The organism is Mycobacterium sp. GA-0227b (genome assembly GCF_001499855.1).
Lineage (GTDB): Bacteria > Actinomycetota > Actinomycetes > Mycobacteriales > Mycobacteriaceae > Mycobacterium.
Map to the genome: position 1 here is coordinate 242,373 of NZ_LQIK01000023.1, position 25,784 is coordinate 268,156.

Annotated in this window: 26 protein-coding genes; 8 read left to right on the top strand and 18 right to left on the bottom strand. The window is 68.4% G+C overall.

Annotated features, from left to right (window positions below):
• Positions 1-10: 10 nt before the first annotated feature.
• The 4 genes from AU185_RS14690 to AU185_RS14705 are packed head-to-tail and all read right to left on the bottom strand — an operon-like array spanning position 11 to position 4,344.
• The gene (locus tag AU185_RS14690) at positions 11-787 is read right to left on the bottom strand and encodes a 3-oxoacyl-ACP reductase (RefSeq protein WP_172800235.1); all 777 of its coding nucleotides are present in this window, start codon (positions 785-787) and stop codon (positions 11-13) included.
• A complete protein-coding gene (locus AU185_RS14695; RefSeq protein WP_059099736.1) occupies positions 784-2,148 on the bottom strand; it encodes an aldehyde dehydrogenase family protein in 1,365 nt (454 codons plus the stop codon). The genes AU185_RS14690 and AU185_RS14695 overlap by 4 nt, the downstream gene beginning before the upstream one ends.
• The gene (locus AU185_RS14700) at positions 2,145-3,080 is read right to left on the bottom strand and encodes a gamma-glutamyl-gamma-aminobutyrate hydrolase family protein (RefSeq protein WP_082683902.1); all 936 of its coding nucleotides are present in this window, start codon (positions 3,078-3,080) and stop codon (positions 2,145-2,147) included. The genes AU185_RS14695 and AU185_RS14700 overlap by 4 nt, the downstream gene beginning before the upstream one ends.
• Positions 2,977-4,344, bottom strand: coding sequence for a glutamine synthetase family protein (locus tag AU185_RS14705; RefSeq protein ID WP_059099735.1), 1,368 nt, complete (start codon positions 4,342-4,344; stop codon positions 2,977-2,979). Before AU185_RS14705 ends, AU185_RS14700 begins: the two co-directional genes overlap by 104 nt.
• Positions 4,345-4,468: 124 nt before the next feature.
• Here AU185_RS14705 and AU185_RS14710 point away from each other — a divergent pair, with 124 nt between their 5' ends.
• Genes AU185_RS14710 through ngg form a run of 3 tightly spaced genes read left to right on the top strand, consistent with a single transcriptional unit; the run spans position 4,469 to position 8,481 of the window.
• Complete coding sequence (locus AU185_RS14710) at positions 4,469-4,861, top strand: DUF6463 family protein (RefSeq protein WP_059099734.1); 393 nt, start codon at positions 4,469-4,471, stop codon at positions 4,859-4,861.
• Between the two features lie 57 nt (positions 4,862-4,918).
• Positions 4,919-6,718, top strand: coding sequence for an N-acetylglutaminylglutamine amidotransferase (locus AU185_RS14715; RefSeq protein ID WP_059099733.1), 1,800 nt, complete (start codon positions 4,919-4,921; stop codon positions 6,716-6,718).
• Complete coding sequence (gene ngg / locus AU185_RS14720; protein WP_059100116.1) at positions 6,715-8,481, top strand: N-acetylglutaminylglutamine synthetase; 1,767 nt, start codon at positions 6,715-6,717, stop codon at positions 8,479-8,481. The genes AU185_RS14715 and ngg overlap by 4 nt, the downstream gene beginning before the upstream one ends.
• 1 nt (position 8,482) lies before the next feature.
• On the opposite strand, the gene AU185_RS14725 is transcribed toward ngg, so the two are convergent.
• The 4 genes from AU185_RS14725 to map form a co-directional block, all read right to left on the bottom strand.
• Positions 8,483-9,046 carry an alpha/beta fold hydrolase gene (locus tag AU185_RS14725; protein ID WP_059099732.1) on the bottom strand — a complete coding sequence of 188 codons (564 nt, stop codon included), beginning with the start codon at positions 9,044-9,046 and terminating at the stop codon, positions 8,483-8,485.
• A 62-nt stretch (positions 9,047-9,108) separates the two neighbouring features.
• On the bottom strand, positions 9,109-9,771 hold the full coding sequence (locus AU185_RS14730; protein ID WP_059099731.1) for a hypothetical protein: 663 nt from the start codon (positions 9,769-9,771) through the stop codon (positions 9,109-9,111).
• The gene (locus AU185_RS14735; protein WP_286131907.1) at positions 9,768-11,312 is read right to left on the bottom strand and encodes a cobyric acid synthase; all 1,545 of its coding nucleotides are present in this window, start codon (positions 11,310-11,312) and stop codon (positions 9,768-9,770) included. Before AU185_RS14735 ends, AU185_RS14730 begins: the two co-directional genes overlap by 4 nt.
• An 18-nt stretch (positions 11,313-11,330) precedes the next feature.
• A complete protein-coding gene (map, locus tag AU185_RS14740) occupies positions 11,331-12,191 on the bottom strand; it encodes a type I methionyl aminopeptidase (RefSeq protein WP_059099730.1) in 861 nt (286 codons plus the stop codon).
• An 84-nt stretch (positions 12,192-12,275) separates the two neighbouring features.
• On the opposite strand from map, the gene AU185_RS14745 reads away from it, so the two are divergent.
• Positions 12,276-12,662: a PaaI family thioesterase gene (locus AU185_RS14745; protein ID WP_059099729.1), complete on the top strand. Its 387-nt coding sequence runs from the start codon at positions 12,276-12,278 to the stop codon at positions 12,660-12,662.
• A 9-nt stretch (positions 12,663-12,671) separates the two neighbouring features.
• Positions 12,672-13,118 (top strand): nuclear transport factor 2 family protein, encoded by a 447-nt coding sequence (locus tag AU185_RS14750; protein WP_059099728.1) that lies wholly within the window; start codon positions 12,672-12,674, stop codon positions 13,116-13,118.
• Here AU185_RS14750 and AU185_RS14755 read toward each other — a convergent pair.
• From AU185_RS14755 to dxr, 7 genes are all read right to left on the bottom strand, one after another.
• The gene (locus tag AU185_RS14755; protein ID WP_059099727.1) at positions 13,115-13,687 is read right to left on the bottom strand and encodes a DUF1707 SHOCT-like domain-containing protein; all 573 of its coding nucleotides are present in this window, start codon (positions 13,685-13,687) and stop codon (positions 13,115-13,117) included. The genes AU185_RS14750 and AU185_RS14755 overlap by 4 nt on opposite strands.
• 22 nt (positions 13,688-13,709) lie before the next feature.
• Positions 13,710-15,518: a penicillin-binding transpeptidase domain-containing protein gene (locus AU185_RS14760; protein WP_059099726.1), complete on the bottom strand. Its 1,809-nt coding sequence runs from the start codon at positions 15,516-15,518 to the stop codon at positions 13,710-13,712.
• 188 nt (positions 15,519-15,706) lie between these two features.
• Positions 15,707-16,366, bottom strand: coding sequence for a GNAT family N-acetyltransferase (locus AU185_RS14765; RefSeq protein ID WP_059099725.1), 660 nt, complete (start codon positions 16,364-16,366; stop codon positions 15,707-15,709).
• Between the two features lie 36 nt (positions 16,367-16,402).
• Complete coding sequence (locus tag AU185_RS14770; RefSeq protein ID WP_059099724.1) at positions 16,403-17,257, bottom strand: GNAT family N-acetyltransferase; 855 nt, start codon at positions 17,255-17,257, stop codon at positions 16,403-16,405.
• A 56-nt stretch (positions 17,258-17,313) separates the two neighbouring features.
• Positions 17,314-18,495, bottom strand: coding sequence for a flavodoxin-dependent (E)-4-hydroxy-3-methylbut-2-enyl-diphosphate synthase (ispG, locus tag AU185_RS14775; protein ID WP_059099723.1), 1,182 nt, complete (start codon positions 18,493-18,495; stop codon positions 17,314-17,316).
• Between the two features lie 7 nt (positions 18,496-18,502).
• On the bottom strand, positions 18,503-19,726 hold the full coding sequence (locus AU185_RS14780; RefSeq protein ID WP_059099722.1) for a M50 family metallopeptidase: 1,224 nt from the start codon (positions 19,724-19,726) through the stop codon (positions 18,503-18,505).
• Complete coding sequence (gene dxr, locus AU185_RS14785) at positions 19,723-20,907, bottom strand: 1-deoxy-D-xylulose-5-phosphate reductoisomerase (protein WP_172800390.1); 1,185 nt, start codon at positions 20,905-20,907, stop codon at positions 19,723-19,725. Before dxr ends, AU185_RS14780 begins: the two co-directional genes overlap by 4 nt.
• Before the next feature lie 141 nt (positions 20,908-21,048).
• Between dxr and AU185_RS14790 the strand changes: the two genes are divergently transcribed.
• Complete coding sequence (locus AU185_RS14790) at positions 21,049-21,720, top strand: fasciclin domain-containing protein (RefSeq protein WP_059099720.1); 672 nt, start codon at positions 21,049-21,051, stop codon at positions 21,718-21,720.
• A 57-nt stretch (positions 21,721-21,777) separates the two neighbouring features.
• Here AU185_RS14790 and AU185_RS14795 read toward each other — a convergent pair whose 3' ends face one another.
• Entirely contained in the window at positions 21,778-22,653 is an 876-nt protein-coding gene (locus AU185_RS14795) for a TIGR03619 family F420-dependent LLM class oxidoreductase (protein WP_059099719.1), read from the bottom strand.
• Positions 22,654-22,692: 39 nt separating this feature from the next.
• Here AU185_RS14795 and AU185_RS14800 point away from each other — a divergent pair, with 39 nt between their 5' ends.
• Entirely contained in the window at positions 22,693-23,985 is a 1,293-nt protein-coding gene (locus AU185_RS14800) for a cryptochrome/photolyase family protein (protein ID WP_059099718.1), read from the top strand.
• A gap of 3 nt (positions 23,986-23,988) precedes the next feature.
• Here AU185_RS14800 and AU185_RS14805 read toward each other — a convergent pair whose 3' ends face one another.
• Positions 23,989-24,822 carry a mycofactocin-coupled SDR family oxidoreductase gene (locus AU185_RS14805; RefSeq protein ID WP_059099717.1) on the bottom strand — a complete coding sequence of 278 codons (834 nt, stop codon included), beginning with the start codon at positions 24,820-24,822 and terminating at the stop codon, positions 23,989-23,991.
• Between the two features lie 80 nt (positions 24,823-24,902).
• On the opposite strand from AU185_RS14805, the gene AU185_RS14810 reads away from it, so the two are divergent.
• Positions 24,903-25,157, top strand: coding sequence for a DUF2631 domain-containing protein (locus AU185_RS14810; protein WP_059099716.1), 255 nt, complete (start codon positions 24,903-24,905; stop codon positions 25,155-25,157).
• Between the two features lie 9 nt (positions 25,158-25,166).
• Here the strand turns inward: AU185_RS14810 and AU185_RS14815 are convergent, their stop codons facing one another.
• Positions 25,167-25,739 (bottom strand): hypothetical protein, encoded by a 573-nt coding sequence (locus AU185_RS14815; RefSeq protein WP_231740319.1) that lies wholly within the window; start codon positions 25,737-25,739, stop codon positions 25,167-25,169.
• Positions 25,740-25,784: the final 45 nt, after the last annotated feature.

The following is a 25,784-nucleotide window of genomic DNA, read 5'->3' on the forward strand; positions in this document are numbered from 1 at the left end:
TTTGCGCCGCCTACAGCGGGGTGACGTAGTGACCGCTGATGCCGCCGTCGACGAGGAACGCCGATGCGGTGACGAACGACGCGTCGTCGCTGGCGAGGAACGCCACCGCGGCCGCGATCTCGTCGGGTTCGGCGAACCGCCCGATCGGGATGTGCACCAACCGCCTCGCCGCCCGCTCCGGGTCCTTGGCGAACAACTCCTGCAGCAGTGGGGTGTTCACCGGTCCCGGACACAGCGCGTTGACCCGGATGCCCTGCCGCGCGTACTGCACCCCCAGCTCGCGCGACATCGCGAGCACGCCGCCCTTGGACGCGGTGTAGGAGATCTGCGAGGTGGCCGAACCCATCACCGCCACGAACGACGCGGTGTTGATGATCGAGCCCTTCTGCCGGGGCACCATGTGGCGCAGGGCGGCCTTGCAGCACAGGAACACCGATTTGAGGTTGACATCCTGCACCCGTTGCCAGGCGTCCAGCCCGGTGCGCTCGATGAGGTCGTCCTCCGGTGGGGAGATACCGGCGTTGTTGAACGCGACGTCGACGCGGCCGTGCGCTTCGGCGGCGGTGTCGAACAGCGTGTCGACCGCCGCGTCGTCGGAGACGTCCACCGGTACGAACGTGCCCTCCAGCTCGTCGGCCACCTTCTGGCCGGCTGTCGGGTCGACGTCGCCGACGACGATGGCGGCACCTTCGGCGCGCATGCGCCGCGCGGCCGCCAACCCGATTCCGCTGGCGCCGCCGGTCACCACGGCCACCTTGCCGGCAAGCCGCCGCGTCAGATCCATCAGGCCTCCCGCACCGCGAAGAAGACGTTCTTGGTCTCGGTGAACGACAGCGGCGCGTCGGGGCCGAGTTCGCGGCCCAGGCCGGACTGTTTGAAACCACCGAACGGCGTGTTGTAGCGCACCGACGCATGCGAGTTGACCGACAGGTTGCCGGATTCGATCGCGCGCGACACCCGCAGCGCCCGCGACAGGTTGTCGGTCCAGATCGACCCGGACAACCCGTAGGGAGTGTCGTTGGCAAGCGCGATCGCATCGGCCTCGTCGTCGAACGGCAACACGGTGACCACGGGCCCGAAGATCTCTTCGCGCACCGTGCGGTCGGTGCGTTGCGGCGTCAGCACGGTCGGCGGGAACCAGTACCCCGGGCCCGACGGCGCCGACCCGCGGAACGCGACGGGCGCGTCGTCGGGCACGAACGTCGCGACGGTGTTCCAGTGCGCCTTGGACACCAGGGGGCCCATCTCGGTGTCGTTGGCTCGCGGGTCCCCGACGACGACGCCCTTGACCGCGGGCTCGAACAGCTCCATGAAACGGTCGTAGACGCTGCGCTGCACCAGGATTCGGCTGCGGGCACAGCAGTCCTGGCCGGCGTTGTCGAACACGCCGTAGGGCGCGGTGGCGGCAGCCTGCTCCAGGTCGCAATCGTCGAACACGATGTTGGCGCTCTTGCCGCCCAGCTCGAGCGTGACACGCTTGACCTGACTGGCCGCGCCCGCCATCACCCTCGTGCCGACCTCGGTGGAGCCGGTGAACACGATCTTGCGCACGTCGGGGTGGCTGACGAACCGCTCGCCGACCACCGCACCCTTGCCGGGCAGCACCTGCAACAGGTCAGCGGGTAGGCCCGCATCGACGGCCAACTCCCCCAACCGGATCGTGGTGAGCGGTGTCCACTCGGCCGGTTTGACCAGAACCGCGTTTCCCGCGGCAAGTGCAGGCGCGAAACCCCAGGACGCGATCGTCATCGGGAAGTTCCACGGGGTGATGACGCCGACCACCCCGAGCGGCTCGTTGAACGTCACGTCGATTCCGCCGGCGACCGGAATCTGCTTGCCCGACAGGCGTTCCGGTGCGGCGGCGTAGAACTGCAGGACGTCGCGGACGTGGCCGGCCTCCCATGCGGCGTTGCCGATCGGATGTCCGGAGTTCGCGACTTCCAACGCTGCCAACTCGTCGACGTGCGCGTCCACCGTCGCGGCGAAGGCGCGCAGCGCGGCGGCCCGGTCGACGGGAGCTCGACGCGCCCAATCCCGTTGCGCCGCTTTCGCTCGCGCGACCGCATCGTCGACAGCAGCTTCGTCGGTCTGCTCGACGGTTTGCAGCAGCTCCTCGGTGGCCGGGTTGATGACCTCGGACGCGCTCACGCCTCTACCCTTTCTTGCGCATACGTGCTCGCGGCCTCGACGACCCCGGCGAACAACCGCAGGTCGTCGAGGCGCTCTTCGGGATGCCACTGCACCGCCAGCACCCAGCGATCCGGGACTTCGACCGCTTCGATGACGCCGTCGTCGTCGCGAGCGCTGATGACCAACCCGTTGCCGAGTTCGTCGATGGCCTGGTGGTGGTAGCACTGCGCGTCCGACGACTCGCCGATCAGCCCGGCCAGCCGGCTACCCGGCACGGTGCGCACCGTCGAGGTGGTGAACACCGCATTGCCCTGCTGATGACGGCTGTGGCCGATGACGTCGGGCAGGTGCTGGTGCAGCGTCCCGCCGAGCGCAACGTTGAGCACCTGGGCTCCGCGGCAGATGCCCAGCACCGGCATGGCGCGCCGCATCGCACCCCTTACCAGCGCAAACTCGAACTCGTCGCGGCGCCGGTTGTCGGCGACGTCCGCGTCGGTGGCCGGGTGCGGCTGCTGACCGTAGTGCGCGGGCACGACGTCGCGACCGCCGGTGAGAATGAGTCCGTCGATGCCGTCGAGCACCCGGTCGGCGATGTCGTCGTCAACCTGTTGCGGAGGAAGCAGCATCGAGACGCCTCCCGCCAATTCCACACCCTCGGAGTAGATCGCCGGCAGGAAGCTCGCCCGGACATCCCACACCCCGGTCTGCGCCTGCTGCAGATAGGTGGTCAACCCGAGCACGGGCCGCACCTCTTTTCCGCGAGCAGGGCCCACGCGTGAGCTGGGGAACGCAAAGTGTCCTTTTTTCGTCCCATTTCCGGGCACTTTCCGCCTGCTCGCCGGGGAACTAGAGCCGCTCAAAGCCGCGCATCCTCTCCCAGTCGGTGACGGCGGCGTTGAACGCGGCCAGCTCGACGCGGGCGTTGTTGAGGTAGTGCTCGACGACCTCATCGCCGAACGCTGCGCGGGCGACCTCGGACTTCGCGAACAACGCCGCCGCTTCGGCGAGCGTCGTCGGAAGCCGCTCGGCGCCACTGGTATACGCGTTGCCCTCGGTGGGCTCGGGCAGCTCGAGCTCCCGGTCGATGCCGTACAGCCCGCCGGCGATCAGCGCCGACACCGCGAGGTACTGGTTGACATCGCCGCCGGGCGCCCGGTTCTCCATCCGCATGCCGTGACCGTGGCCGACGACCCGCAGCGCGCAGGTCCGGTTGTCCATCCCCCACGCGATCGCGGTCGGGGCGAAACTGCTGTCGACAAACCGCTTGTAGGAGTTGATGTTCGGCGCGTAGAACAGCGTGAGCTCACGCAGCGTGGCCAACTGCCCGGCAATGAAGCTGCGCAACATCGGCGACATGCCCAGCGGATCGGCATCGTCGGCGAACACCGGGCTGTCGTCGTCGCCGCGCAACGAGATGTGGATGTGGCAGCTGTTGCCTTCTCGCGCATCGAATTTCGCCATGAATGTCAGGCTCTTGCCGTGCTGGTCGGCGATCTCCTTTGCGCCGTTCTTGTAGATCGCGTGGTTGTCGCAGGTGACCATCGCATGGTCGAAGCGGAACGCGATCTCTTGCTGGCCGAGGTTGCATTCACCCTTGACGCCTTCGCAGTACATGCCCGCGCCCGTCATGCCGAGCCGGATGTCGCGCAGCAGCGGCTCCATCCGGGTCGAGCCCAGCATCGCGTAGTCGACGTTGTAGTCCGAACCCGCCGTCAACCCCCGGTAGCCCTTCGCCCAGGCCTCGCGGAAGCCGTCGTCGAACACCATGAATTCGAGTTCGGTGCCGACGTAGGGCACCAGCCCGCATTCGGCCAGCCGATCGATCTGGCGCTTGAGGATGCTGCGCGGGGCCTGCTGGACCGGCGTGCCGTCGTGCCAGCCGAGATCGGCCATCACCATCGCCGTTCCGGGTAGCCACGGAATCAGCCGCAACGTCGAGAAGTCGGGCGTCATCACCATGTCGCCGTAACCGGTCTCCCAGCTCGACATCGAGTACCCGTCGACGGTGTTCATGTCGACGTCGACCGCCAGCAGGTAGTTGCAGCATTCGGCGCCGTGTTCGGCGATCTCCTCGACGAACAGCCGGCCCGACACCCGCTTGCCGGTCAGTCTGCCCTGCATGTCGCAGAACGCGACGATCACCGTGTCGATGTCCCCGGCGGCCACCAGGCGCTCGAGATCGGCCTGCGACAACATGCCCGATGTGACGCTCATCCGCTGCGGGGCCCTTCCTCAACGACCAGAGATGACGGCTAGTCAACCATTGGCGGTGGTTCGCTCCGACGTTCGCAGCGAACACTTCATACAATTGTCGCTCCCAACGATAGGAACCCAGCCCGTGACGGAAGCCCGAACGAAGCGGCTCGGCGAGGCCGTGATCGCCACCGGCGTGCTGCACGATGCGCTCGGCGGCTACCTCTACCGCAGGCAGCTCGCCGGAATGGCCCGGGACGGTCTGCTGAACTCGGCTTCTGACGCCCGGCTGGGCACCGTCGACGGTGAACGGCGCCACACCGCGTTCTGGTTCCTGATCGGCGGCCTGGCCTTCATCACCATGGGCGCGAGCATCCGCAGGTCGGGGGCGTCCGGCGAACCGATCGCACCTGCGCTCGGGCCCGGAATGGCGGCGATGGGCGCGATCGGCGCCGCGGTCATGCCCGTCTCGGGATTCTGGTTGTTGCTCGTAGAGGGGCTTGCCGCCATGGCCCTACGGCGCCACCAGCGCCAGTAGAGCCAAGTCACACCCGTCACGGGTTTCGCCAGCTTCCACAAGGGTAAAGTCCTTGGCGTGTGTGGAGCCACCGGCGAGGTGCGTCTCGACGGCCGGGTACCTGACGTCACAGCTGTGTCAGCCATGGCGGAGGCGATGGCGCCGCGGGGTCCGGACTCAGCGGGCGTGTGGTCGCAGGGCCGGGTCGCGCTGGGACACCGTCGCCTGAAGATCATCGATCTGTCCGAAGCCGGCGGTCAGCCGATGCTCGACTCCGAACTCGGCCTGGCGATCGCCTGGAACGGCTGCATTTACAACTACAAGCAGCTGCGCCGCGAGCTCAGCGAGCACGGCTACCGGTTCTTCTCCCACAGCGACACCGAGGTCCTGCTCAAGGCGTACCACCATTGGGGCGACCGGTTCGTCGACCGGCTCTACGGCATGTTCGCGTTCGCGATCGTCGAGCGCGACAGCGGCCGGGTCCTGCTCGGTCGCGACCGGCTGGGGATCAAACCGCTGTACTTCACCGAGAATCCGGCCCGGATCCGCTTCGCCTCGTCGCTGCCGGCGCTGCTGGCGGGCGGCGATGTCGACACCCGCATCGACCCCGTCGCCCTGCACCACTACATGACGTTCCACTCGGTGGTGCCCGCGCCGCGGACGATTCTGCGTGGGGTGACCAAGGTGCCCCCGGCGTCGCTGGTCGCGATCGAACCCGACGGCAGCCGCAGCACCCGCACTTACTGGGAACCGGACTTCACCCGGCGCGCGGACCGCGCCGACTGGTCCGAACGCGATTGGGAGGACGCCATTCTGGGCGCGCTGCGGGTCGCGGTCGACCGGCGCTTGGTCGCCGACGTTCCGGTCGGCTGCCTGCTCTCCGGCGGCGTGGACTCCAGCTTGATCGTCGGGCTGCTCGCCGAGGCCGGTCAGCACGGGCTGGCGACGTTCTCCATCGGCTTCGAATCGGTGGGCGGCGTCGCGGGCGACGAATTCAAGTACTCCGACATCATCGCCGAGCGCTTCGGCACCGACCATCACCAGATCCGCATCGGCACCGAGCGCATGCTGCCGGCGCTCGACGGCGCGATCGGCGCGATGAGCGAACCGATGGTCAGCCACGACTGCGTCGCGTTCTACCTGCTCAGCCAGGAGGTGGCCAAGCACGTCAAGGTGGTGCAATCCGGCCAGGGCGCCGACGAGGTGTTCGCCGGATACCACTGGTATCCACCGATGGCCGGTGCCGCCTCGCTCGACGAGTCGGTGGGGATCTACCGCGACGCGTTCTTCGACCGCGACCGGTCCGGCTACGAGGCGCTCATCTCGCCCACATTCGCCACACCCGACGACCCGAGCCTGCGCTTCGTCACCGAGAACTTCGCGCGGGCGGGCGCCGAGACCGGCATCGACCGTGCGCTGCGGCTCGACACCACCGTGATGCTCGTCGACGACCCGGTCAAGCGCGTCGACAACATGACCATGGCATGGGGCCTGGAGGGCCGGGTTCCGTTCCTCGACCACGAGCTCGTCGAGCTCGCCGCGACCTGTCCGCCCGAGCTGAAGATCGCCCACGAGGGCAAGGGCGTGCTGAAGCAGGCCGCCCGGCGGGTCATCCCGGCCGAGGTCATCGACCGGCCGAAGGGCTACTTCCCGGTGCCCGCGCTCACCCACCTGGAGGGCCCGTACCTGGATATGGTGCGCGACGCGCTCTACGCGCCCGCCGCCAAGGAACGCGACCTGTTCCGGCCCGCGGCGATCGACCGGCTGCTCGCCGACCCGAACGGTCGTCTCACGCCGCTGCGCGGCAACGAACTCTGGCAGCTCGCGCTGCTGGAACTGTGGCTGCAACGGCACGGGATCACGGGACCGGCGGCATGACGGCGACCGGTCCCGAGACCGACCAGACCGAAGCCATCACCCTCGGCCTTCACCACGCCTCGCCGCAGCACCTCGTCGACGCGATGGCCGACGATGTGGTCATCGAAATGGGCTGGGGCCGACTCATTTTCGGGCAGACGTTCGCCGACCCCCAGAAGCTCGCCGAGGTATTGCGCCACGAGGGCCCGGGCCGTCGCGACATCTGCATCTACGCCCGCGAACCCCATGTGCTGGTGTCGATGGCCCCCGCCGAACTGTTCATCGATCCGAGCCACACCTATCGGCTGAGGTTCACCGAAGACCATGAACCGGACCCGGCGCCGACCGGCTTCTCGGTGCGCGGCCTGCAGAGCGCCGAGGACGCCGACGAGATGAACCGCGTCTACGTGCGCTGCGGCATGGTGCCCGGGCCGGTCGAGGTGTTGTGGCAGAACCACCGGACGCAGGACGCGCTCGACTACCTGGTCGCGGTGCGTGACGACGACGGCACGGTGGTGGGCACCGTCACCGGCGTCGACCACAAACGGCTGTTCTCCGACCCGGAGAACGGCTCGAGCCTGTGGACCTTGGCCGTCGACCCGACCACCAGCCTGCCCGGCGTCGGCGCGTCGCTCACCCGCGCGCTGGCCACGCTCTACCGCGACCGCGGCCGGGCGTACATGGACCTGTCGGTGAGCCACGACAACGTGGCGGCGATCTCGCTGTACGAGAAACTCGGGTTCGAGCGCGTTCCGGTGATGGCCGTCAAGCGCAAGAACGCGATCAACGAACCACTGTTCACCCATCCACCCGAGACGATCGAGGACCTGAACCCGTATGCGCGGATCATCGCCGACGAGGCCATGCGCCGCGGCATCTGGGTTGAGGTGCTCGACGCGGGGGCCGGCGAGATGCGGCTGTCCCACGGGGGCCGCAGCGTCCTGACGCGGGAATCGTTGTCCGAGTACACGTCTGCGGTGGCGATGGCCCGCTGCGACGACAAGCGGTTGACGCGGCGCCTGGTGGCCGAGGCCGGCATCAAGGTGCCCACGGGCCGGTTGGCCACCTTCGACGAGAAGGACCACGAGTTCCTCGAGGAGGTCGGCGACGTCGTGGTCAAGCCGACCCGAGGCGAGCAGGGCAAGGGCATCACCGTCGGGGTCAGCGGCCCCAAGGAATTGGACGCCGCGCTGGCGCGCGCTCGCGAGGAACACCCCAACGTGCTCATCGAGCAGCGCGCCGAAGGTGACGACCTGCGCCTGGTGGTGATCGACGGCAAGGTGGTGGCCGCCGCGTTGCGCAGGCCGGCGGAGGTCGTCGGGACCGGGCACCACACCGTGCGCGAGCTCATCGAGGCGCAGAGCCGGCGACGGGCGGCGGCGACCGGGGGCGAGTCCCGCATTCCGATCGACGCGGTCACCGAGGCGACGGTCACCGAGGCGGGCTGGACCTTCGACGACGTGCTCCCCGAAGGGCAGCGGCTACGGGTGCGCCGGACCGCGAACCTGCACCAGGGCGGCACCATTCACGATGTGACGGCGAAGGTCGACCCTCATCTGTGCGAGGTCGCGGTCAAGGCGGCGCACGCGATCGGCATCCCGGTGACCGGCATCGACCTGCTGGTGCCCGATGTCGCCGAACCGGAGTACGTGTTCATCGAGGCCAACGAGCGACCGGGGCTGGCCAATCACGAACCACAGCCCACCGCAAAGGCTTTCGTCGATTTTCTGTTCCCGGGAAGCCCCGCGCTGCCGCAGGCCTGGACACCCGAAGAGGCGACCTGAGCTACCAGGTGCTGGTGCGCATCACGATCTCTGCGGCCAGCTGCGCCGTCGATTCGTGAGCGTTGCGCCTGCCCAGCAGGTCGACCATCCGATAGTCGCCGTACACGTACCGCTGGCTGGCCCGGGCGATCGCGCGGGCGGCGGGGGTGCTGACCAGCGCGGTGGTGTTCATCTCCACCGGCGGGCAGTGCTCGTCGCGGATGACGCCGGCGGCGTCGGCGACGCGCGGATGTCCGCGGTCGATGACGACCAGCCCGATGAACCGGTCGAGTCGGGTCGCGGCGAGTTCCCATGCCAGTTCCCCGCCGATGCGGTCGCCGACGAGCAGCGCCCATTTCACGTCGAGCGCGTCGAGGATGGCCACGACCGACTTGGCGGTCAGCCGCGGATCGGGAGGGACGACGACGGTGCGCAGCGACGCGGTGTGCAGCCGCTGACAGACCGCGTCGTAGGCGGCGGTCGACTGGTGCGCCGCGCCGAGCACCACCACGACAGAGCCCTTGTCGGGACCTGCGACATCGACGGGCACGCTGATTCCCTCAACGGTGACCGTGGTGGATGGCATTGGGACACGCTACAGCGGCCGCTGGGCCGCCGCGGTCGTTTCGCGGCAGGTGAACACTCCTGTCAGCCCGTGGGAACACGCTCGGCCTGCCGGGCCGCGATGTCCAGAAAGGTCTGCGGCAGCGCGGCTTTGACCGGAATGGTCGGATTCGGCACCGGAAACGCGATGCCGTAGACGGCCATGGTCCCGACGTTCTCGAACGAGAAGTAGACGCGGCTGTCGACGCCGCTCAGGCGCATCGTCTGCTCGTAGACGAGCGCGTCGCTGCGGGTGCTGTCCATCTTGGTCGTCGTCATCGGGATGCCGGGCGAGAACGGGTCGAAGAACGTCTGGAACTGTGCGCAGCGTTCCGCTGTGGCCGCCAACTTGTCGAGATCGAGATGCCACGTCAACACCGTCATCACGACACGGGTGCCGTCGTAGCCGACGACGTACTCGGCGGCGCTGCCCGGCCCCCGTTCGGCCGACTCGGCGATGACCCGGGTGAGCCCCTCCGAGCAGCCTGCGGGACGCGACAGCATGGCCGGCGGGGGTCCCGCGCCGTCGCCCCGCCCCGGCTCGCGGACGACGCGGTCGTATTGCACCCCCTGCGGGAAGTCGGCGGCGGTGAGCAATGTCCGATCCAACCGGGCGCCGGGCCACGTCGCGGTGCCGGCGATCTGATGGGCGCATCCGGTCAGCGTCACCGCTGCGAGGACGACCGCCGTCCCGTGTCGCCAGCTCATCGCCGTAATCCGGTCACGACGGTGGGCCTGGCCGGGGCGCCGTCGTCCAGCAGGGCAAGAATCGCGTCGATGTCGAGATGGCTGGTCAACAGGTCGGCCATCAGGTCGAGTTGGGCGTCGCGGCGAGCGCTGACGTCGACGTCGTCGGCGACGACGAATCCGGTGCGGCCCGCAGCGGCGGCGGCCTCGGCCAGCCACGCCCGGCGGACGGCGTCGTTGTCGAGCAGCCCGTGCCAGTGTGTGCCGTACACCGCGCCGCGGCGAAGACCGACTGGAATGCCCGAGCCAAGCCACTCGTCCTCAGCCGAGCGGCTGACCTGGCCGTGGTGAATCTCATAGCCCGACAACGGTTCTTGGTGGCGCCGCAGGGTCTTGGCGGCGGCGAAGACGATGTCCGCGTCGAGCAGGCCCAGGCCCGTCACGACGCCGGCCCGTGACTCCACCGGATCGTCGATGCGCGTGCAGAGCATCTGGAAGCCGCCGCATATGCCGAGCACGGGCCGGCCGCGGGCGACGTGTGCGTCCAGCGCTTCGGCCAGGCCACTGCGGCGCAGCCAGTCCAGGTCCGCGACGGTGGCCTTGCTGCCGGGGAGCAGGACCACGTCGGCGTCGGCGAGATCGGCGGGGTCGGTGACCCAGCGCACCAGCACGCCGGGTTCGCATGCCAGTGCCTCGACGTCGGTCGAGTTGGAGATGCGAGGCAGTCGGATCGCGGCCACTCGCAGCCACTCCCGCCCGCGCGGGGGCGGCGGTTCGCCGACCACGCGGTGCGCCACGACCGAGACGGAATCTTCGGTGTCGAGCCACAACCCGTCGGCATAGGGAATGACACCGTAGGTCGGTCGTCCGGACAGCTGCTGCAGTTGCGCCAGTCCGGGTGCCAGCAGCGACGGGTCGCCGCGAAACTTGTTGACGACGAACCCGGCGATGAGCTGTTGATCCTCCTCGTCCAGCACCGCGACGGTGCCGAACAGGTGGGCGAGCAACCCGCCGCGGTCGATGTCGCCGACCACGATCACCGGAATGCCCGCCGCACGTGCCAGCCCCATGTTCGCCAGATCGTTTGCGCGCAAATTGATCTCGGCAGGAGATCCGGCGCCCTCGCAGATGACGACGTCGAAATCGGAGCGCAGCTGAGCGAGTTCGTCGGCGACCACCGCGGCGAGCCGGTCGCGGTGGGTGAAGTAGTCCTTGGCGCTGACGGTGTCGACGACCTTGCCGCGCACGACTAGTTGGGAAGTGCGGTCGCTGCCCGGTTTGAGCAGGACCGGGTTGAAGCGCGAGTGCGGTGCGAGGCCCGCGGCGCGCGCCTGCATCGCCTGCGCGCGGCCGATTTCGCCGCCGTCGACGGTGACCGCGGAGTTGTTGGACATGTTCTGCGCCTTGAACGGCGCGACGCGAATACCCTTGCGGGCCAACAGCCGGCACAGCCCGGCGACCACCATCGACTTGCCGGCGTCCGACGTGGCGCCCGCGACCAGCAGCGCGCCGCCCGCCGATTGTGAAAATGGCGACGGAAATCCGCGTCTGGGCGTCGTCAGATTCACAATCGAGGCGCCCTAGTCGGCGACGGTGAGGATCTCGGCGCCGTCGTCGGTGACCACCAACGTGTGCTCGAACTGCGCGGTCCACTTCTTGTCCGTGGTGGCGACCGTCCAACCGTCGTCCCAGATCTCGTAGTCCAGCCCGCCGAGGTTGATCATCGGCTCGATGGTGAACGTCATACCCGGTTCCAGTACGGTCTCGACGGCGGGCTGGTCGTAGTGCAGCACGACCAGGCCGTTGTGGAAGGTGGTGCCGATGCCGTGCCCGGTGAAGTCGCGAACGACGTTGTAGCCGAACCGGTTCGCGTACGCCTCGATGACCCGGCCGACCACCGACAGCTGGCGGCCCGGTTTGACGGCCTTGATCGCGCGCATCGTCGCTTCATGTGTGCGCTCGACGAGCAGGCGATGCTCCTCGGACACGTCGCCGGCGAGGAACGTCGCGTTGGTGTCGCCGTGCACCCCGTCGATGTAGGCGGTCACGTCGATGTTGACGATGTCGCCGTCCTCGATGACGGTCGAGTCCGGGATGCCGTGGCAGATGATCTCGTTGAGCGAGGTGCAGCAGGACTTCGGATAACCCTTGTAGCCCAGCGTCGACGGGTAGGCACCGTGCTCGACCATGTAATCGTGGGCGATGCGGTCCAGTTCGTCGGTGGTGACACCGGGCGCGACGGCCTTACCGGCCGCGGCGAGCGCACCCGCCGCGATCCGGCCGGCGACCCGCATCTTCTCGATCACCTCCGGCGTCTGCACCCAGGGCTCGTCGCCCTCGCGCGCCGTCGACCTGCCGACGTATTCGGGCCGGGCGATCGAGCTGGGCACCGGCAGCGTGGGTGACACCACGCCGGGGCGAAGGGCGGTACGAACAGGCATGACGCCAAGGATAGCCACGAGAACGGCAATCTCCGTAGTGGAGAACAGTGCTAACGTATAGCTATGCTAAGCGAGTCGGTGCCGATGGAGGTCACACCAGGCCATCTGCTCGGTCGCCTGGGTATGCGGGATGTGGTGGAGACCGACGAGCGGCTCATCATCGAGATGGACAACCGGCCCGACCTGACGAACATCCGGGGGGCGCTGCAGGGCGGCTTGGTCGCGACGCTGATCGATATCGCCGCCGGCCGGCTGGCCGCCCGCCACGTGGGGTCGGACCAGAGCGTGACGACCACCGACCTCAACGTTCACTTCGTCGCGCCGATCGTCGTGGGGCCCGCACGGGCTGAGGCCACGATCGTGCGCGCCGGCAAGCGGCTGATCGTCACCGCCGTCGACGTCACCGATGTCGGCCGCGACCGGCTGGCGGCCCGGTCGACGTTGAGCTTCGCGGTGCTCGATCCCCGCTAGCGTTGCGCCATGACGATCGACGAAGTTGACGACGAGTTCGCCACCAGGTTCGCCGAACGGTTCGCCGATACCTGGCGCACCCCTGACATGGCGAAACACGAGGCGCTGTGGAGCGACGACATCGTGCTGGTGCAGCCGATGATGGGCCGGCTGCGCGGCAAGCGGGCCTGCCGGGCGTCGTTTCAGCGGTTGTTCGCACTGGTGCCCGATCTGCACGCCGACGTCCATCGCGTCGGTCATGGCCGCCACGAGGTGTTCATCGAGTTCACGCTGAGCGGAACCTACGGCGGCAAGCCGATCGCCTGGGATGCGGTCGACCGGTTCACGTTCACCAACGGCTTGATCGCCGAACGTGTTTCGTATTTCGACTCCGCGCCGCTGGCGGTGAAATTGGCGGGCCGTCCCGCCGGTTGGGGACAGCTGATCCGCACCGGAGCGGCGCTGTTCAGGCGTTAGCCACGCTTGAACCAGGATTTGCGCGGTCCTCGGATGTCCACCGAGCCGCAGACCACCTTGCCGGTCAGGATGACGTGCGGCGTGCCCTCGGCCGGCGCGTCCCGGCGATGGTCGTGCGCGCTGCCGACGGCGACCTCCACATCGTCGATCGAGGCGCTGGCGCCGTCGGGTAGCCGCAGTGCGAGGCCACCGAACTTCAGGTCGAGTTCGATGACGACCATGGGCCCGGCGAACCGCGCCCTCGTGAGGTCCAGATCCACCGAACCCATCCGCCTGTGCAGGGCGAGCCGGCTGGGCACGGTCCATTCGCCGTGCCGCTTGAGCGAGCCCAACACACCGCGCAACTCCACCCGGTCGGCTGCCGAGGTGACGATCGCACCGGGTCCCGGCAGGTCGCCGACGAGCGCGTCGAGGTCGGAGTGCAGCCGCGCGCTGGCCACCGCCGCCGAGCGCTCCTCGAACTCCTCGATGTCGATCAGGCCCAGTGCGACGGCGTTGTGCAGCCGCCGCAGTGTGCCGTTGCGGTCGGCGTCGGAGACGCGCATCGCGTCGTGCTTGTCGATGGTCATGGCCTTGTAGGAAACAGGCTACTCAGGCCAGATAGTCCGGCGGCAGCCCGTCGAGCATGCCCTTGACCATCCGCACGGCGTACTCCGAGGAGCCCCCACCGACGATCAGCGCGGCGAACGCCATGTCGCCGCGGTAGCCGGCGAACCAGGAGTGCGAACCGCCCGCGAACTCCGCCTCACCGGTTTTGCCCCGGACGTCGCCGGCACCCTGCAGACCCTCGGCGGTGCCGTTGGTCACCACCAGTCGCATCATCGGCCGCAGCCCGTCGAGGATCTTCTGGCTGATCGGCTCCGGCGCATCGTGCACCACCGTCTGCCTGCCCTGAATGAGTTGCGGCACGGGCGTTTTCCCGGCCGCGACGGTCGCCGCGGCCATCGCCATGCCGAACGGGCTGGCCAGCACCTTGCCCTGCCCGAAGCCGTCTTCGGTGCGCTCGGCGAGGTCGACCGTCGGCGGCACCGACCCGGTCACGGTGGTGAGCCCTTCGATCTCGTAGTCGGTGCCGATGCCGTACTTCGCCGCGGCTTTCGTCAGACCGCGCGGCGGCATCCGGCTGGCCAGTTCGGCGAACGTGGTGTTGCACGAACTGGCGAAGGCCCGCGACATCGGCACGGTGCCGAGGTCGAACCCGCCGTAGTTGGGCACCGTGCGGTGGCCGATGTCCATCGTGCCGGGGCACGGAAGCAACGTGTTCGGGGTGGCCATGTCGCGTTCGATGGCCGCCCCCGCGGTCACCATCTTGAACGTCGATCCCGGTGGATACAGGCCGTTGGTGGCGATCAGGCCCTCGGCGTCGGCCGACGCGTTCTGCGCCACCGCGAGGATCTCGCCGGTGGACGGTTTGACCACCACGATCATCGCCTTCTTGCCGGTGAAGTCGACCGCGTTCTGCGCGGCGTTCTGGACCGCGCGGTCGAGGGTGATCGTGATCGAGGGGGCGGGCTCACCCGGCACCTCGTTGAGCACGCCGACGTCGACACCGTTCTGGTTGACGCTGACCACCCGCCATCCCGCTTGTCCGTTGAGTTCGTCGACCACCGCGTTCTTGACCTCGCTGACGATCGCGGGCGCGAAACTTTCGTCGGTGGGCAGCATTTCGGCTTGCGGCGTGATCACCACACCGGGTCGCGTCCCGATCGCGGCGGCCACCCGGTCATGGTCGGACTTGCGCAGCGTGATCAGGTTCAGCGGCTGTTTCGACGAGCTGGCCTGCTCCGCGAGCCGCTGCGGGTCCAGCGTGTTGTCGAACGGCCGCAGTGCGTCGACGACGGCGCGCGCGGTCGGCATCAACTCCTCGCCTGCCGCGCCGGCATCCAACGCGTAGCTGTAGTGGTAGCCGGGCACCAGCACCTCGGTGCCACCACGCTCGATCACCGAGGCCCGCGGCGGTGGGTCCGCGCGCAACGCGAAGGTCTGATTCTCGCCGAGTCTCGGGTGCAGTCCGGTGGTGCTCCACCGAACCTCCCAGCGGCCCTCGTCGCGGACCATGTTCAGCTGTCCGTCATAGGTCCACGTGCGGTCCTTCGGCAGATGCCAGGTGTAGCGGTACGTGACGCTTCCCGTGTCCTCGGCGTACTTGGAGCCCAGGATCTGGCTGTCCAGGTGCGTGGCCTGCAATCCCGCCCACGCCTCGTTGAGCGCTTTGCGCGCCTCGGCGGGCCGGTCGCTGAGTTCGGCCGCGCCGGTGGTGTCGCCGGTGGCCAGCGCGGCGAAGAACTTCTCGGCGGCCGGTTCGGGTCCGGCGGGCCTGGGCGTACAGGCGCTGTTGAGGCTGACGACCACTCCTCCGACCGCCAGCAGGGCTGCGACACGTGTTGCTGTAGTTGCCATTGGGGCAGATGTTACGAACTCGAGACCTGCATTCGCGGGAGGCGCACCGGGATTTGCATCACCAGTCACACTCACCTACACCTTGCAGCGAAAGTCCGAGAAGTGACATGCAAAACGTCGATCGGTGTGCCAAGCGGTAGCCGTGTGACGAGCCCGTCGGCCGAACGGCACCGGCACCGTCCCCGCGGCTAGGAACCCGCGGCCGGCGCCCGGACCACCAACGGCACCGCCGGGAAATAGGCGGCCATCTCCGATCGCGACTTGCGCAGCGCCGCGGTGCCGTACCCCTGCTTGCGGTAGTCGGGGTGGATCCAGATCCGCACGTTCACCTCGCCGCCGACGAGGTCCCCGAATACCATTCCGACCTTCTCGGTGCCTTGCACCGCGACCAGCCAGGCGGCCTCCTCGGCGTCGACGCGCCGCAACCCGGCGCGGATCTCGTCGTCGAGGTCGCCCGCCGGCCCCCGCGACCCGTCGCCCGACTCGCGGACATCCTGGGTCCGCGCGGCGAAGATGTCCCGGTCGGCCGCGGCGAGGAACGGACGCAACACCAGGCTGTCGGCCGTGCGCGCCGGTTCGCCCATGGTGAAGCTCAGCTGATTGTTGAGGTCCTCGAGTTCGGCGGCGATCCGGCGCCGCGACACCTTGGTCAGCCGGTCGAACGACAACCGCAGCACCGCTTCGGCGGCCACGTGCGACGCGCCGAGCATGCCCGCGATCGCCTCGATCGCCGCGTCGTAGTCTTCGGAATCCACGATGACGTCGAGAAGTTCGTGTCGCCGCTCGAGGGCCCGGACCATCGTGTCGGCGATCTCTCTGCGCGCGATTGTGCGATCGTCGTCAGCCATGACGTGAGCGTAGGACAGTCGGACGGGCGGGAACCGTCAGTCGAGCAGAACCGTCGCGAACGTTCCGACCTGTCGGAAGCCGACGCGGTCGTAGGTGGCTCTGGCGACGGTGTTGAAGTCGTTGACGTACAGGCTCGCGGTGCGACCGGACCGCACCACGGCCGCCGCCAAGGTGGCGGTACCCGCGGTGCCCAGGCCGCGTCCACGCCAGTCGGGGTGCACCCAGACACCCTGAATCTGCCCGACGGTCGGTGACTGCGAGCCGACCTCGGCCTTGAACACGACCTCGCCGCGCTCGAAGCGGGCCCAGGCGCGGCCCGCGGCGATCAGTCCGGCGACCCGTCGCCGGTAACCGCGGCCGCCATCGCCGAGGCGCGGGTCGATGCCGACCTCGCCGATGAACATGTCGATCGAGGCGACGAGGTACGCGTCGAGTTCGTCGGCACGCACCTGGCGCACGGCGGGATCGACGACGCATTGGGGCGGCGTGCTCAGCGCCATCAACGGCTGGTGCTCGCGCACGTCCCGCGCGGTGCCCCAGGCCGGCTCCAGTCGACGCCACATCGGCAGCACCAACTCGGCCCGCCCGACCAGCGAGGAGCAGCGCCGCGCGGTACTCATCGCCTTCTCGGCGAATGCATGGAGATCAATTGGCGCGCCGCGCAACGGAATCAGGTTCGCGCCGGCGTAGCACAGCGATTCGGTGGCCCGGCGCCGCGTCCACAGTTCGCCGCCGATCGCCGACGGCTCCACACCGTGTTCGGCCACCCGGCAGGCGAACATGCAGGATCCGACCGGATCCTCGTCGAGGACCCGCATCACGGCGCCGACGTCGCGCACCACGGAAACCCGTCGTTCGTCGACGTGACGAAACAGCGGCGGTGCCGACATGGGAACTCTTTCTAACCGACGCCGGGCGTGGAGTCACCCAGTGTGTGGGATCACACTCAGCTTACGGTCACGACCGGCGAACCGCTGGTATCTGTTCCGGGCCCGGTGTTCATTTCGTCGGCCAACCGCATCGCCTCTTCGATCAGCGTCTCGACGATCTGCGCCTCGGGGACGGTCTTGATCACCTCGCCTTTGACGAAGATCTGCCCCTTGCCGTTGCCCGACGCGACACCGAGATCTGCTTCCCGAGCCTCGCCCGGGCCGTTGACCACGCAGCCCATCACCGCGACGCGCAACGGAACCTCCATGCCCTCGAGGCCGGCGCTCACCTCGTTGGCCAGCGTGTAGACGTCGACCTGGGCGCGTCCACACGACGGGCACGACACGATCTCCAGCGACCGCGGACGCAGGTTCAGCGATTCGAGTATCTGGTTGCCGACCTTGACCTCCTCGGCGGGCGGCGCGGACAGCGAGACGCGGATGGTGTCGCCGATACCGCGGGACAACAGCGCGCCGAACGCGACGGCGGACTTGATGGTGCCCTGGAACGCCGGGCCCGCCTCGGTCACACCGAGATGCAGCGGGTAGTCACACTGCGCGGCCAACTGCTCGTAGGCGGCCACCATCACGACCGGGTCATTGTGCTTGACGCTGATCTTGATGTCGCCGAAGCCGTGTTCCTCGAACAGCGACGCCTCCCACAGCGCGGACTCGACCAGCGCCTCGGGCGTGGCCTTGCCGTACTTCTCCATGAATCGCTTGTCCAGCGACCCGGCGTTGACGCCGATGCGAATCGGAATCCCCGCGGCGCCCGCGGCTTTGGCGACCTCGCCGACCCGGCCGTCGAACTCCTTGATGTTGCCGGGGTTGACGCGCACGGCGGCGCAACCGGCGTCGATCGCGGCGAAGATGTACTTCGGCTGGAAGTGGATGTCGGCGATCACCGGGATCTTCGACTTCTTCGCGATCGCCGGGAGCGCGTCGGCGTCCTCCTGGCGCGGGCACGCCACCCGGACGATGTCGCAACCGGACGCGGTCAACTCCGCGATCTGCTGCAGCGTGCTGTTGACGTCGTGGGTCTTGGTGGTGCACATGGACTGCACCGCGATCGGGTGGTCGCTGCCGATGCCGACATCGCCGACCATCAACTGGCGGGTCTTGCGCCGAGGCGCCAGAACCGGTGCCGGTGGGGCCGGCATACCCAGTCCAATCTGTTGCCCAATGCTGCCGACGGACATAGCTCTCCTACTGGAAGATTCTGATCGGATTGACGAAGTCGGCGGTCACGGTCAACAGCATGTAGCCGGCCACCACGACGAGGATCACGTACGTGGCGGGCATCAGCTTGAGGTAGTTGACCGGACCCGCGGCCACCATGCCGCGCGCCGACCGGATCATGTTTCGGATTTTCTCGTAGAACGCGATCGCGATGTGGCCACCGTCGAACGGCAGCAGCGGGACGAGGTTGATCGCGCCGAGCACGAAGTTCAACTGCGCCAGGAAGAACCAGAACGCGACCCACAGCCCCTGGTCGACGGCGTCGCCGCCGATGATGCTGGCGCCGACCACGCTGATCGGTGTCTCGGGGTCGCGTTCTTCGCCGGCGATGGAGCGCACCAACGCACCCATCTTGGTCGGCAGCTTGGCCAGCGACTTGCCGATCTCCACGGCGAGGTCGCCGGTGAAGGCGAACGTGCCCGGCACCGCCGTCAGCGCGTTGTACTGGGTCGGTCCGAACCGCGCCGCGGTGATGCCGACCGAGCCGACCGGCTCGGGTGCGGACGTGTCCCCCTCGGTGACCCAGCGCTGGGCCGGGACGACGTCGACGAGCGTGGTGAACTCGCTGCCATCGCGCTGCACGGTGAACTGCGTGGGCTCGTCGAGTTTGCGCACGGCGGTGACCAGCTCGTCGAAGTTGGCCACCGGGGTGTCGCCGATCTTGACGACCGTGTCGCCGGCCTTGATGCCCGCGGCCGCGGCCGGCGAGGGCGCCAGGCAGTCGCCGAGCTGGCCCTTGCTGACTTCGGCCTTCACGCACGACGTCTCGCCGACGATCGCGGTGGTCGGCGCGTGCAGGTTGGGCAGTCCCCATACGATCGCGACGCCGTAGATCAGCACCAGGCCGATGACGAAGTTCATGCCGGGACCGGCGGCCAGCACGGCGGCCCGCTTCCAGGTCTTCTGCTTGTACATGGCGCGGTCGCGCTCGTCGGGTGCGAGTTCCTCGATCGCGGTCATGCCCGCGATGTCGCAGAACCCGCCGAGCGGGACCGCCTTGACGCCGTATTCGGTCCGGTCGCCGAGCTTGTTCGTGCGCCAGGTGGACCACAGCGTCGGGCCGAAGCCGACGAAGTAGCGACGCACCTTCATGCCGGTGGCCCGCGCCACCCACATGTGGCCGCATTCGTGCAGGGCCACCGAAACCAGGATGGCCAGCGCGAACAGCGCGACACCGATGAACCACATCATCTGGTGGTGATTACCTCCCGCTCGACCGCGCGCTGCGCGCGGTCACGTGCCCACCGCTGGGCGTCAAGTACGTCTTCCACGGTAGCGGGTTCGGCGGCCCACTGGTCGGCAGCGCGCAGCACCTCGCCGATGGTGCGCACGATGGCCGGGAACCGGATGCGCCCGTCGAGGAATGCCGCCGCCGCTTCCTCGTTGGCGGCGTTGTAGACCGCGGTCAGGCAGCCGCCCGCTTCGCCCGCCTCGCGAGCCAGCCTCACCGCCGGGAACACCTCATCGTCGAGCGGCTCGAAGTCCCAGGTCGATGCGGTGGAGAAGTCACAGGCCGGCGCGGCTGCGGGGACCCGTTGCGGCCAGCCGAGCGCCAGCGCGATCGGCAGCTTCATGTCCGGCGGGCTGGCCTGTGCCAGCGTCGAACCGTCGGTGAAGGTGACCATCGAGTGCACGATCGACTGCGGGTGAACCACCACTTCGATGCGGTCGTAGGGCACCCCGAACAGCAAGTGGGTTTCGATGAGCTCCAGCCCCTTGTTGACCAGCGACGCCGAGTTCAGCGTGTTCATCGGCCCCATCGACCAGGTGGGATGGGCGCCGGCCTGCTCGGGGGTGGCCGATTCCAGCTTGTCGGCGGCCCAGCCGCGGAACGGACCGCCCGAGGCGGTCAGCACGATCTTGGCGACCTCGTCCGGGGTGCCGCCGCGCAGGCACTGGGCCATCGCGGAGTGTTCGGAGTCGACGGGTACGAGCTGGCCCGGCTGGGCGGCCTTGAGCACCAGTGGTCCACCGGCGACCAGGGATTCCTTGTTGGCCAGCGCGAGGCGCGCGCCGGTCGCCAGCGCGGCGAGCGTCGGTTCGAGCCCCAGTGCGCCGACGAGCGCGTTGAGCACCACGTCGGCCTCGGTGTTCTCGACGAGTCGGGTGACGGCCTGCGGTCCGGCGTAGGTGACGTCGCCGACGCGCGCGGCCGCGCTTTCGTCGGCGACCGCGATGTTGGTCACTCCGGTCGCGGCGCGCTGGCGCGCCAGCAGGTCCGGGTTGCCGCCGCCGGCGGCCAGGCCGACGACTTCGAAGCGGTCGGGATTGGCGCCGATGATCTCCAGCGCCTGGGTTCCGATCGATCCGGTGCTGCCGAGGATCAGCACGCGCCGTCTTGCACTCACCGGACCATTGTGCCGCCTGCGCACGTCGCGACGTCATCCGGCGAGTGCCGGCGCACCAGGTGTGACGCAAATCTGACGCAATCCATCCGCGTTGCGACACGGATCCGAATCCTCCGGTGTCACAGCAGAGGGCGGCACCGACCGTCCGCGACAAGGGAGCAGCGCATGAATATCGAGTTCCGCAAGTCCGTCACGGCGGCGGGGGTGGCCGCGGCCGCGATCCTGACCTTCTCGGCGTGTTCGAACGACACCAGCAGCCCGGCGCCTACCGCGGCCGCGCAGACCACTGCCGGTGCGACCAGCGTCGCGCCCACCCCGATGGATCGGCCGATGGATCCGGCCGCCGGCCTGGTCGGTCCCGGCTGTGCCGACTATGCCGCCCAGAACCCCACGGGGCCGGGATCGGTGTCGGGGATGGCGCTGGATCCGGTGACGGTCGCCGCGGCGAACAATCCGATGCTGACCACGTTGACCTCGGCGCTGTCGGGCAAGTTGAACCCGAACGTGAACCTCGTCGAAACCCTCGACAGCAGCCAGTTCACGGTGTTCGCCCCGACCGACAACGCATTCGCGAAGCTCGATCCGGCGACCATCGAGACATTGAAGACCGATTCGGATCTGCTGACGAGCATCCTGACCTACCACGTGGTGCCCGGCCAGGCGGATCCGGCGCAGGTGATCGGCACGCACAAGACGGTGCAGGGCGCCGAGGTGGACGTCACCGGCGGCGGTGAGGCCATCAAGGCCAACGACGCCAACGTGGTCTGCGGTGGCGTGCGTACCGCAAACGCGACCGTGTACCTCATCGACGCGGTGCTGATGCCGCCGATGAATTGATTTGCGCCACAACAGGTCTGGAGGGCAGCCCGATACCCCGAGCCGGGCTGCCCTCCCTCATGTCCGCACCTTCGCGATGATGTTCTCGGCGAACCGCTCGATGGGCTCCTGGTAGCGCTCGACACCACCGCCGGACGGCAGGTCCATCCCCATCCACGGACTGCACATGACCGCGGTGATCCCGGCATCCTCGGCCCGCTTGTACAGGTCCGGCGACGGTGGTTCCAGCAGTGCCAGCATGATGGCGAAAGGCTCGCCATCGCGGCCGTATTCGCGCAGCAGCGAGCGCAACTTCTGCGCGTAACCCACGGCGTCGTCCCACTTGTAGGCGTAGCCGACCCAGCCGTCACAGAGTCGTGCTGCGCGACGGAGCGCCGCCTCCGACTCTCCTCCGCACAGGATCGGCACCGGCGCGACGGGATGAGGTTCGATCATCATCTCCGGCACCTGGTAGTGCTCACCGCTCCACGACACCCATCCGCCCCGCCACAGCGCCCGCAGAGCGGGGATCATCTCGTCGAGGCGCTTGCCGCGGGTGCCGAAGTCCTGGCCCATCAACTCGTATTCCTCGCGCATCCAGCCGACGCCCGCGGCCAGCGACACCCGCCCGTCGGACAGCACCGAGGCCGTCGCGACCTGCTTGGCCACCTCCAGCAGCGGACGCGCCGGCGCCACGTAGACGGCGTTGGAGAACCGCAACCGACTCGTCACCGCGGCCATCGCACCGATCTGCACCCAGCAGTCCGGCCAGGCGGTCTCGGGCGCCCACATCGGCTTACCGGTCGGCGAGTCGGGATACGGCGAGGTGAGCTCGCGGGGATAGATCATGTGGTCCGAGCAGACCATCCCGTCGTAGCCGGCCTCGTCGAAGATGCGCGCGAGACCGAGAATTTCTGACGTTTTCATGAACGCGGTGCCCGACCAGAACTCCATCCTGTTTCTCTATCGCGAATTCGGGGCAGCATCAATGCCATGCCCACGTTGTTGTGGTTTCGTCGCGATCTGCGGTTGCACGACCTGCCGCCGCTGCTCGATGCCGCCGCCGACGACGGCGAGGTCCTCGCCTGCTACGTCCTCGACCCCCGGCTCGAAGCGTCGGCGGGTGCGCGCCGATTGCAGTACCTCTACGACGCGTTACGCGATCTACGCGACAATCTCGACGGCAAGCTGCTGGTGACACGAGGCCGACCGGAACAGCGAATACCATTGGCGGCCAAGGCCGTCGGTGCATCCGCGGTGCACATCTCCGCCGACTACTCGCCGTTCGGCCGGCGGCGCGACGACGCGGTTCGCACGGCGCTCGGCGAGGTGCCACTGGAAGCGTCCGGCTCGCCGTATCTGGTCTCGCCCGGCCGGGTCACCAAACCCGACGGCAGCGCGTACAAGGTGTTCAGCCCGTTCTATGGGAGCTGGCGCGACCACGGTTGGCGCGCGCCGGCCAAAACGGGGCCCACATCGGCGCGCTGGCTCGACCCGGCCGAGGTATCCGGCGCAGTGGAGATCCCCGATCTCGGAGCCGAACTCGATCCACCCGCCGGTGAGACAGCTGCCCGCAAACAGTGGAAGACGTTCGTGGACAACGGGCTTGCCGGTTACGCCGACGTCCGCAACCGCCCCGATCTGGACGCCACCAGCCGGATGTCGGCGCACTTGAAGTTCGGCGCGATCCATCCGCGCACCATGGCGGTCGACATCGGCCGCGGCAAAGGCGCGCAGGCTTACCTGCGGGAGTTGGCTTTTCGCGACTTCTACGCCGCGGTACTCAACAAGTGGCCGCACAGCGTCTGGTGGAACTGGAACTCGTCGTTCGACGCGATGGAGTTGGACGGCGGACCGCAGGCCGAGAAGCGGTTCGAGGCGTGGAAGGCCGGTCGCACGGGTTTTCCCATCGTCGATGCCGGGATGCGTCAACTCGCCCAGACCGGCTGGATGCACAACCGCGTCAGGATGATCGTCGCCTCGTTCCTGGTCAAAGATCTGCACCTGCCGTGGCAGTGGGGGGCGCGCTGGTTCCTGGATCAGTTGGTCGACGGCGACATGGCCAACAACCAGCATGGCTGGCAGTGGGCGGCGGGCACCGGGACCGACGCCGCGCCGTATTTCCGTGTCTTCAATCCGGCCACCCAGGGTGCCAAATTCGATCCCGACGGCAGCTATGTGCAGCGGTGGGTGCCCGAGATCGACGACGGCGCCTACCCCGCCCCGATCGTCGATCACGCCGCCGAACGCAAGGAGGCGCTGCGCCGGTACGCCGCACTTGACTGACGCCTACTTGACAGCCAGGCCGGCGTCGACCGGCAGCGCGACCCCGGTCAGGTATCGGCCCGACGCGCCGCACAGATACACCATTGCGTCGCTGACGGCCTCCGGTGTCACGAGCCCGTCCGGCAGCAGCGGAATCTGCGATTCCCCGAATTTCGGGTGCTCCGTCAGGTAGCCGGCAACCGCGTCGTTGAGGATCATCGGCGTGGCGACCCCGCCCGGATGCACGGAGTTGACCCGGACGTTTCGCTCCGCCAAAGACGTTGCGTAGTACCGCATCAGGCCGACGACACCGTGTTTGGCGGCGTTGTAACCGGCGGCGCCGTGGCTCATCGTGTCCACACCGGGGCTGACGGACTTCAATCCGGCTGCGCTGCTGGTGATGACGATCGCTCCGCCGTCGCCGTGCGCCAGCATCGCCGGTAACGCGGCCTCGATCGTGAAATGGACACCCTTGAGCATCACGTCCACCGCGTCGACGAACGCCGCGACCTCGCCGCGATGCTCGCCCATGGCCGGCAGTACGCCCGCGTTGGCCAGCACGAAGTCGAGGCGGCCCAGTTCGGTGACGCCGTGCGCGACGATTTCCTGTAGCCGCTCGAAGTCGCGGACGTCACCGCGTTCGGCCACAATCCTGCGGCCGGTCTTCTCCACCAGGTTGACGGTCTCGTCGAGGTCCTCCGGAGTGGCCATCGGGTAGGCGACGCTGTCGATCTGCTCGCAGAGGTCGACCGCGATGATGTCGGCGCCCTCCTCGGCGAATCGGACCGCGTGTGCACGACCTTGCCCGCGCGCCGCGCCGGTGATGAATGCGACCTTGCCGTCGAACTGATGCGTCATGAGGCATCACCCTACGGCCGCGCGTAGTAGGCCTATGCCAGAATGTGGGCCAGTACCAAGCCCGACCGTGAGGAGCAGCCGTGGCCAGCACCGAGGTGCAGCGACACACCGGAGTCGACGTCGAAGACGTGCCGTCCGCGGAATGGGGCTGGTCGAAGGAGAACCCGAGGTTCTTCCACATCGGCGGACTGCTGGCGGCCCTCTTTCTGCTGGCCCTGATGCACGGCAACCATGTCGGCCACGTCGAGGACTTCTTTCTGATCGGGTTCGCCGCGCTGATCGTCGCCGCGGTGATCCGCGACTGGTGGCTGCGCCGGCGCGGCTGGATTCGCTAGACCGGGCACTTAGACCGAACACAGGGGCCGCAACGGCGACTCGGCCCCCAGGTCGAAGAACGTCTCTGTGGCGCCGACAGCCGGCGCCAGTTCGGCGGCGGCCAGCGCCCGGGCCTTGAACGCGCGCGCCGCGACGCTCAACCGGTGCTCGGTGGCGTCGACATGACCTCCGAGCTGCGCCGGCCAGACGTCGCCCCACGCCATCACCTCGGCGTCGCCACTGTTCACCAGCTCGAAGACGTGGGCGCGCATGTGCGGATCGTCGTTCAGCAATTCTGCGCTGACCGCCAGCGCGGCCCCCGGGGGCAGGTCGGACAGGACGGTCTCGGTGGACTCGTCGACAACGTTGGCGCCCAGGATCATCAGCGGCCGCAGATCCCGGCAGCCTTCGACCCGGACGCTGACATCCCATCCGGCGCGCGCCCGGTCAAACAGCCAACCGCCGGCCATCCCGACCACGTCAGCCAGGCCCGCGGCCAGGATGGTGAGCTGATGCTGGTTGATCCGGCCCTCGGCGGCCCGCGCTTCGTCGGCCAATACGTAGTCATCGGTGAGGGGTCGAGTCGGCAGTCGAGTTGGCATAGTTCCCATCCGAGTTCCCATCCGATCAGATCAGCGAGCCGGACG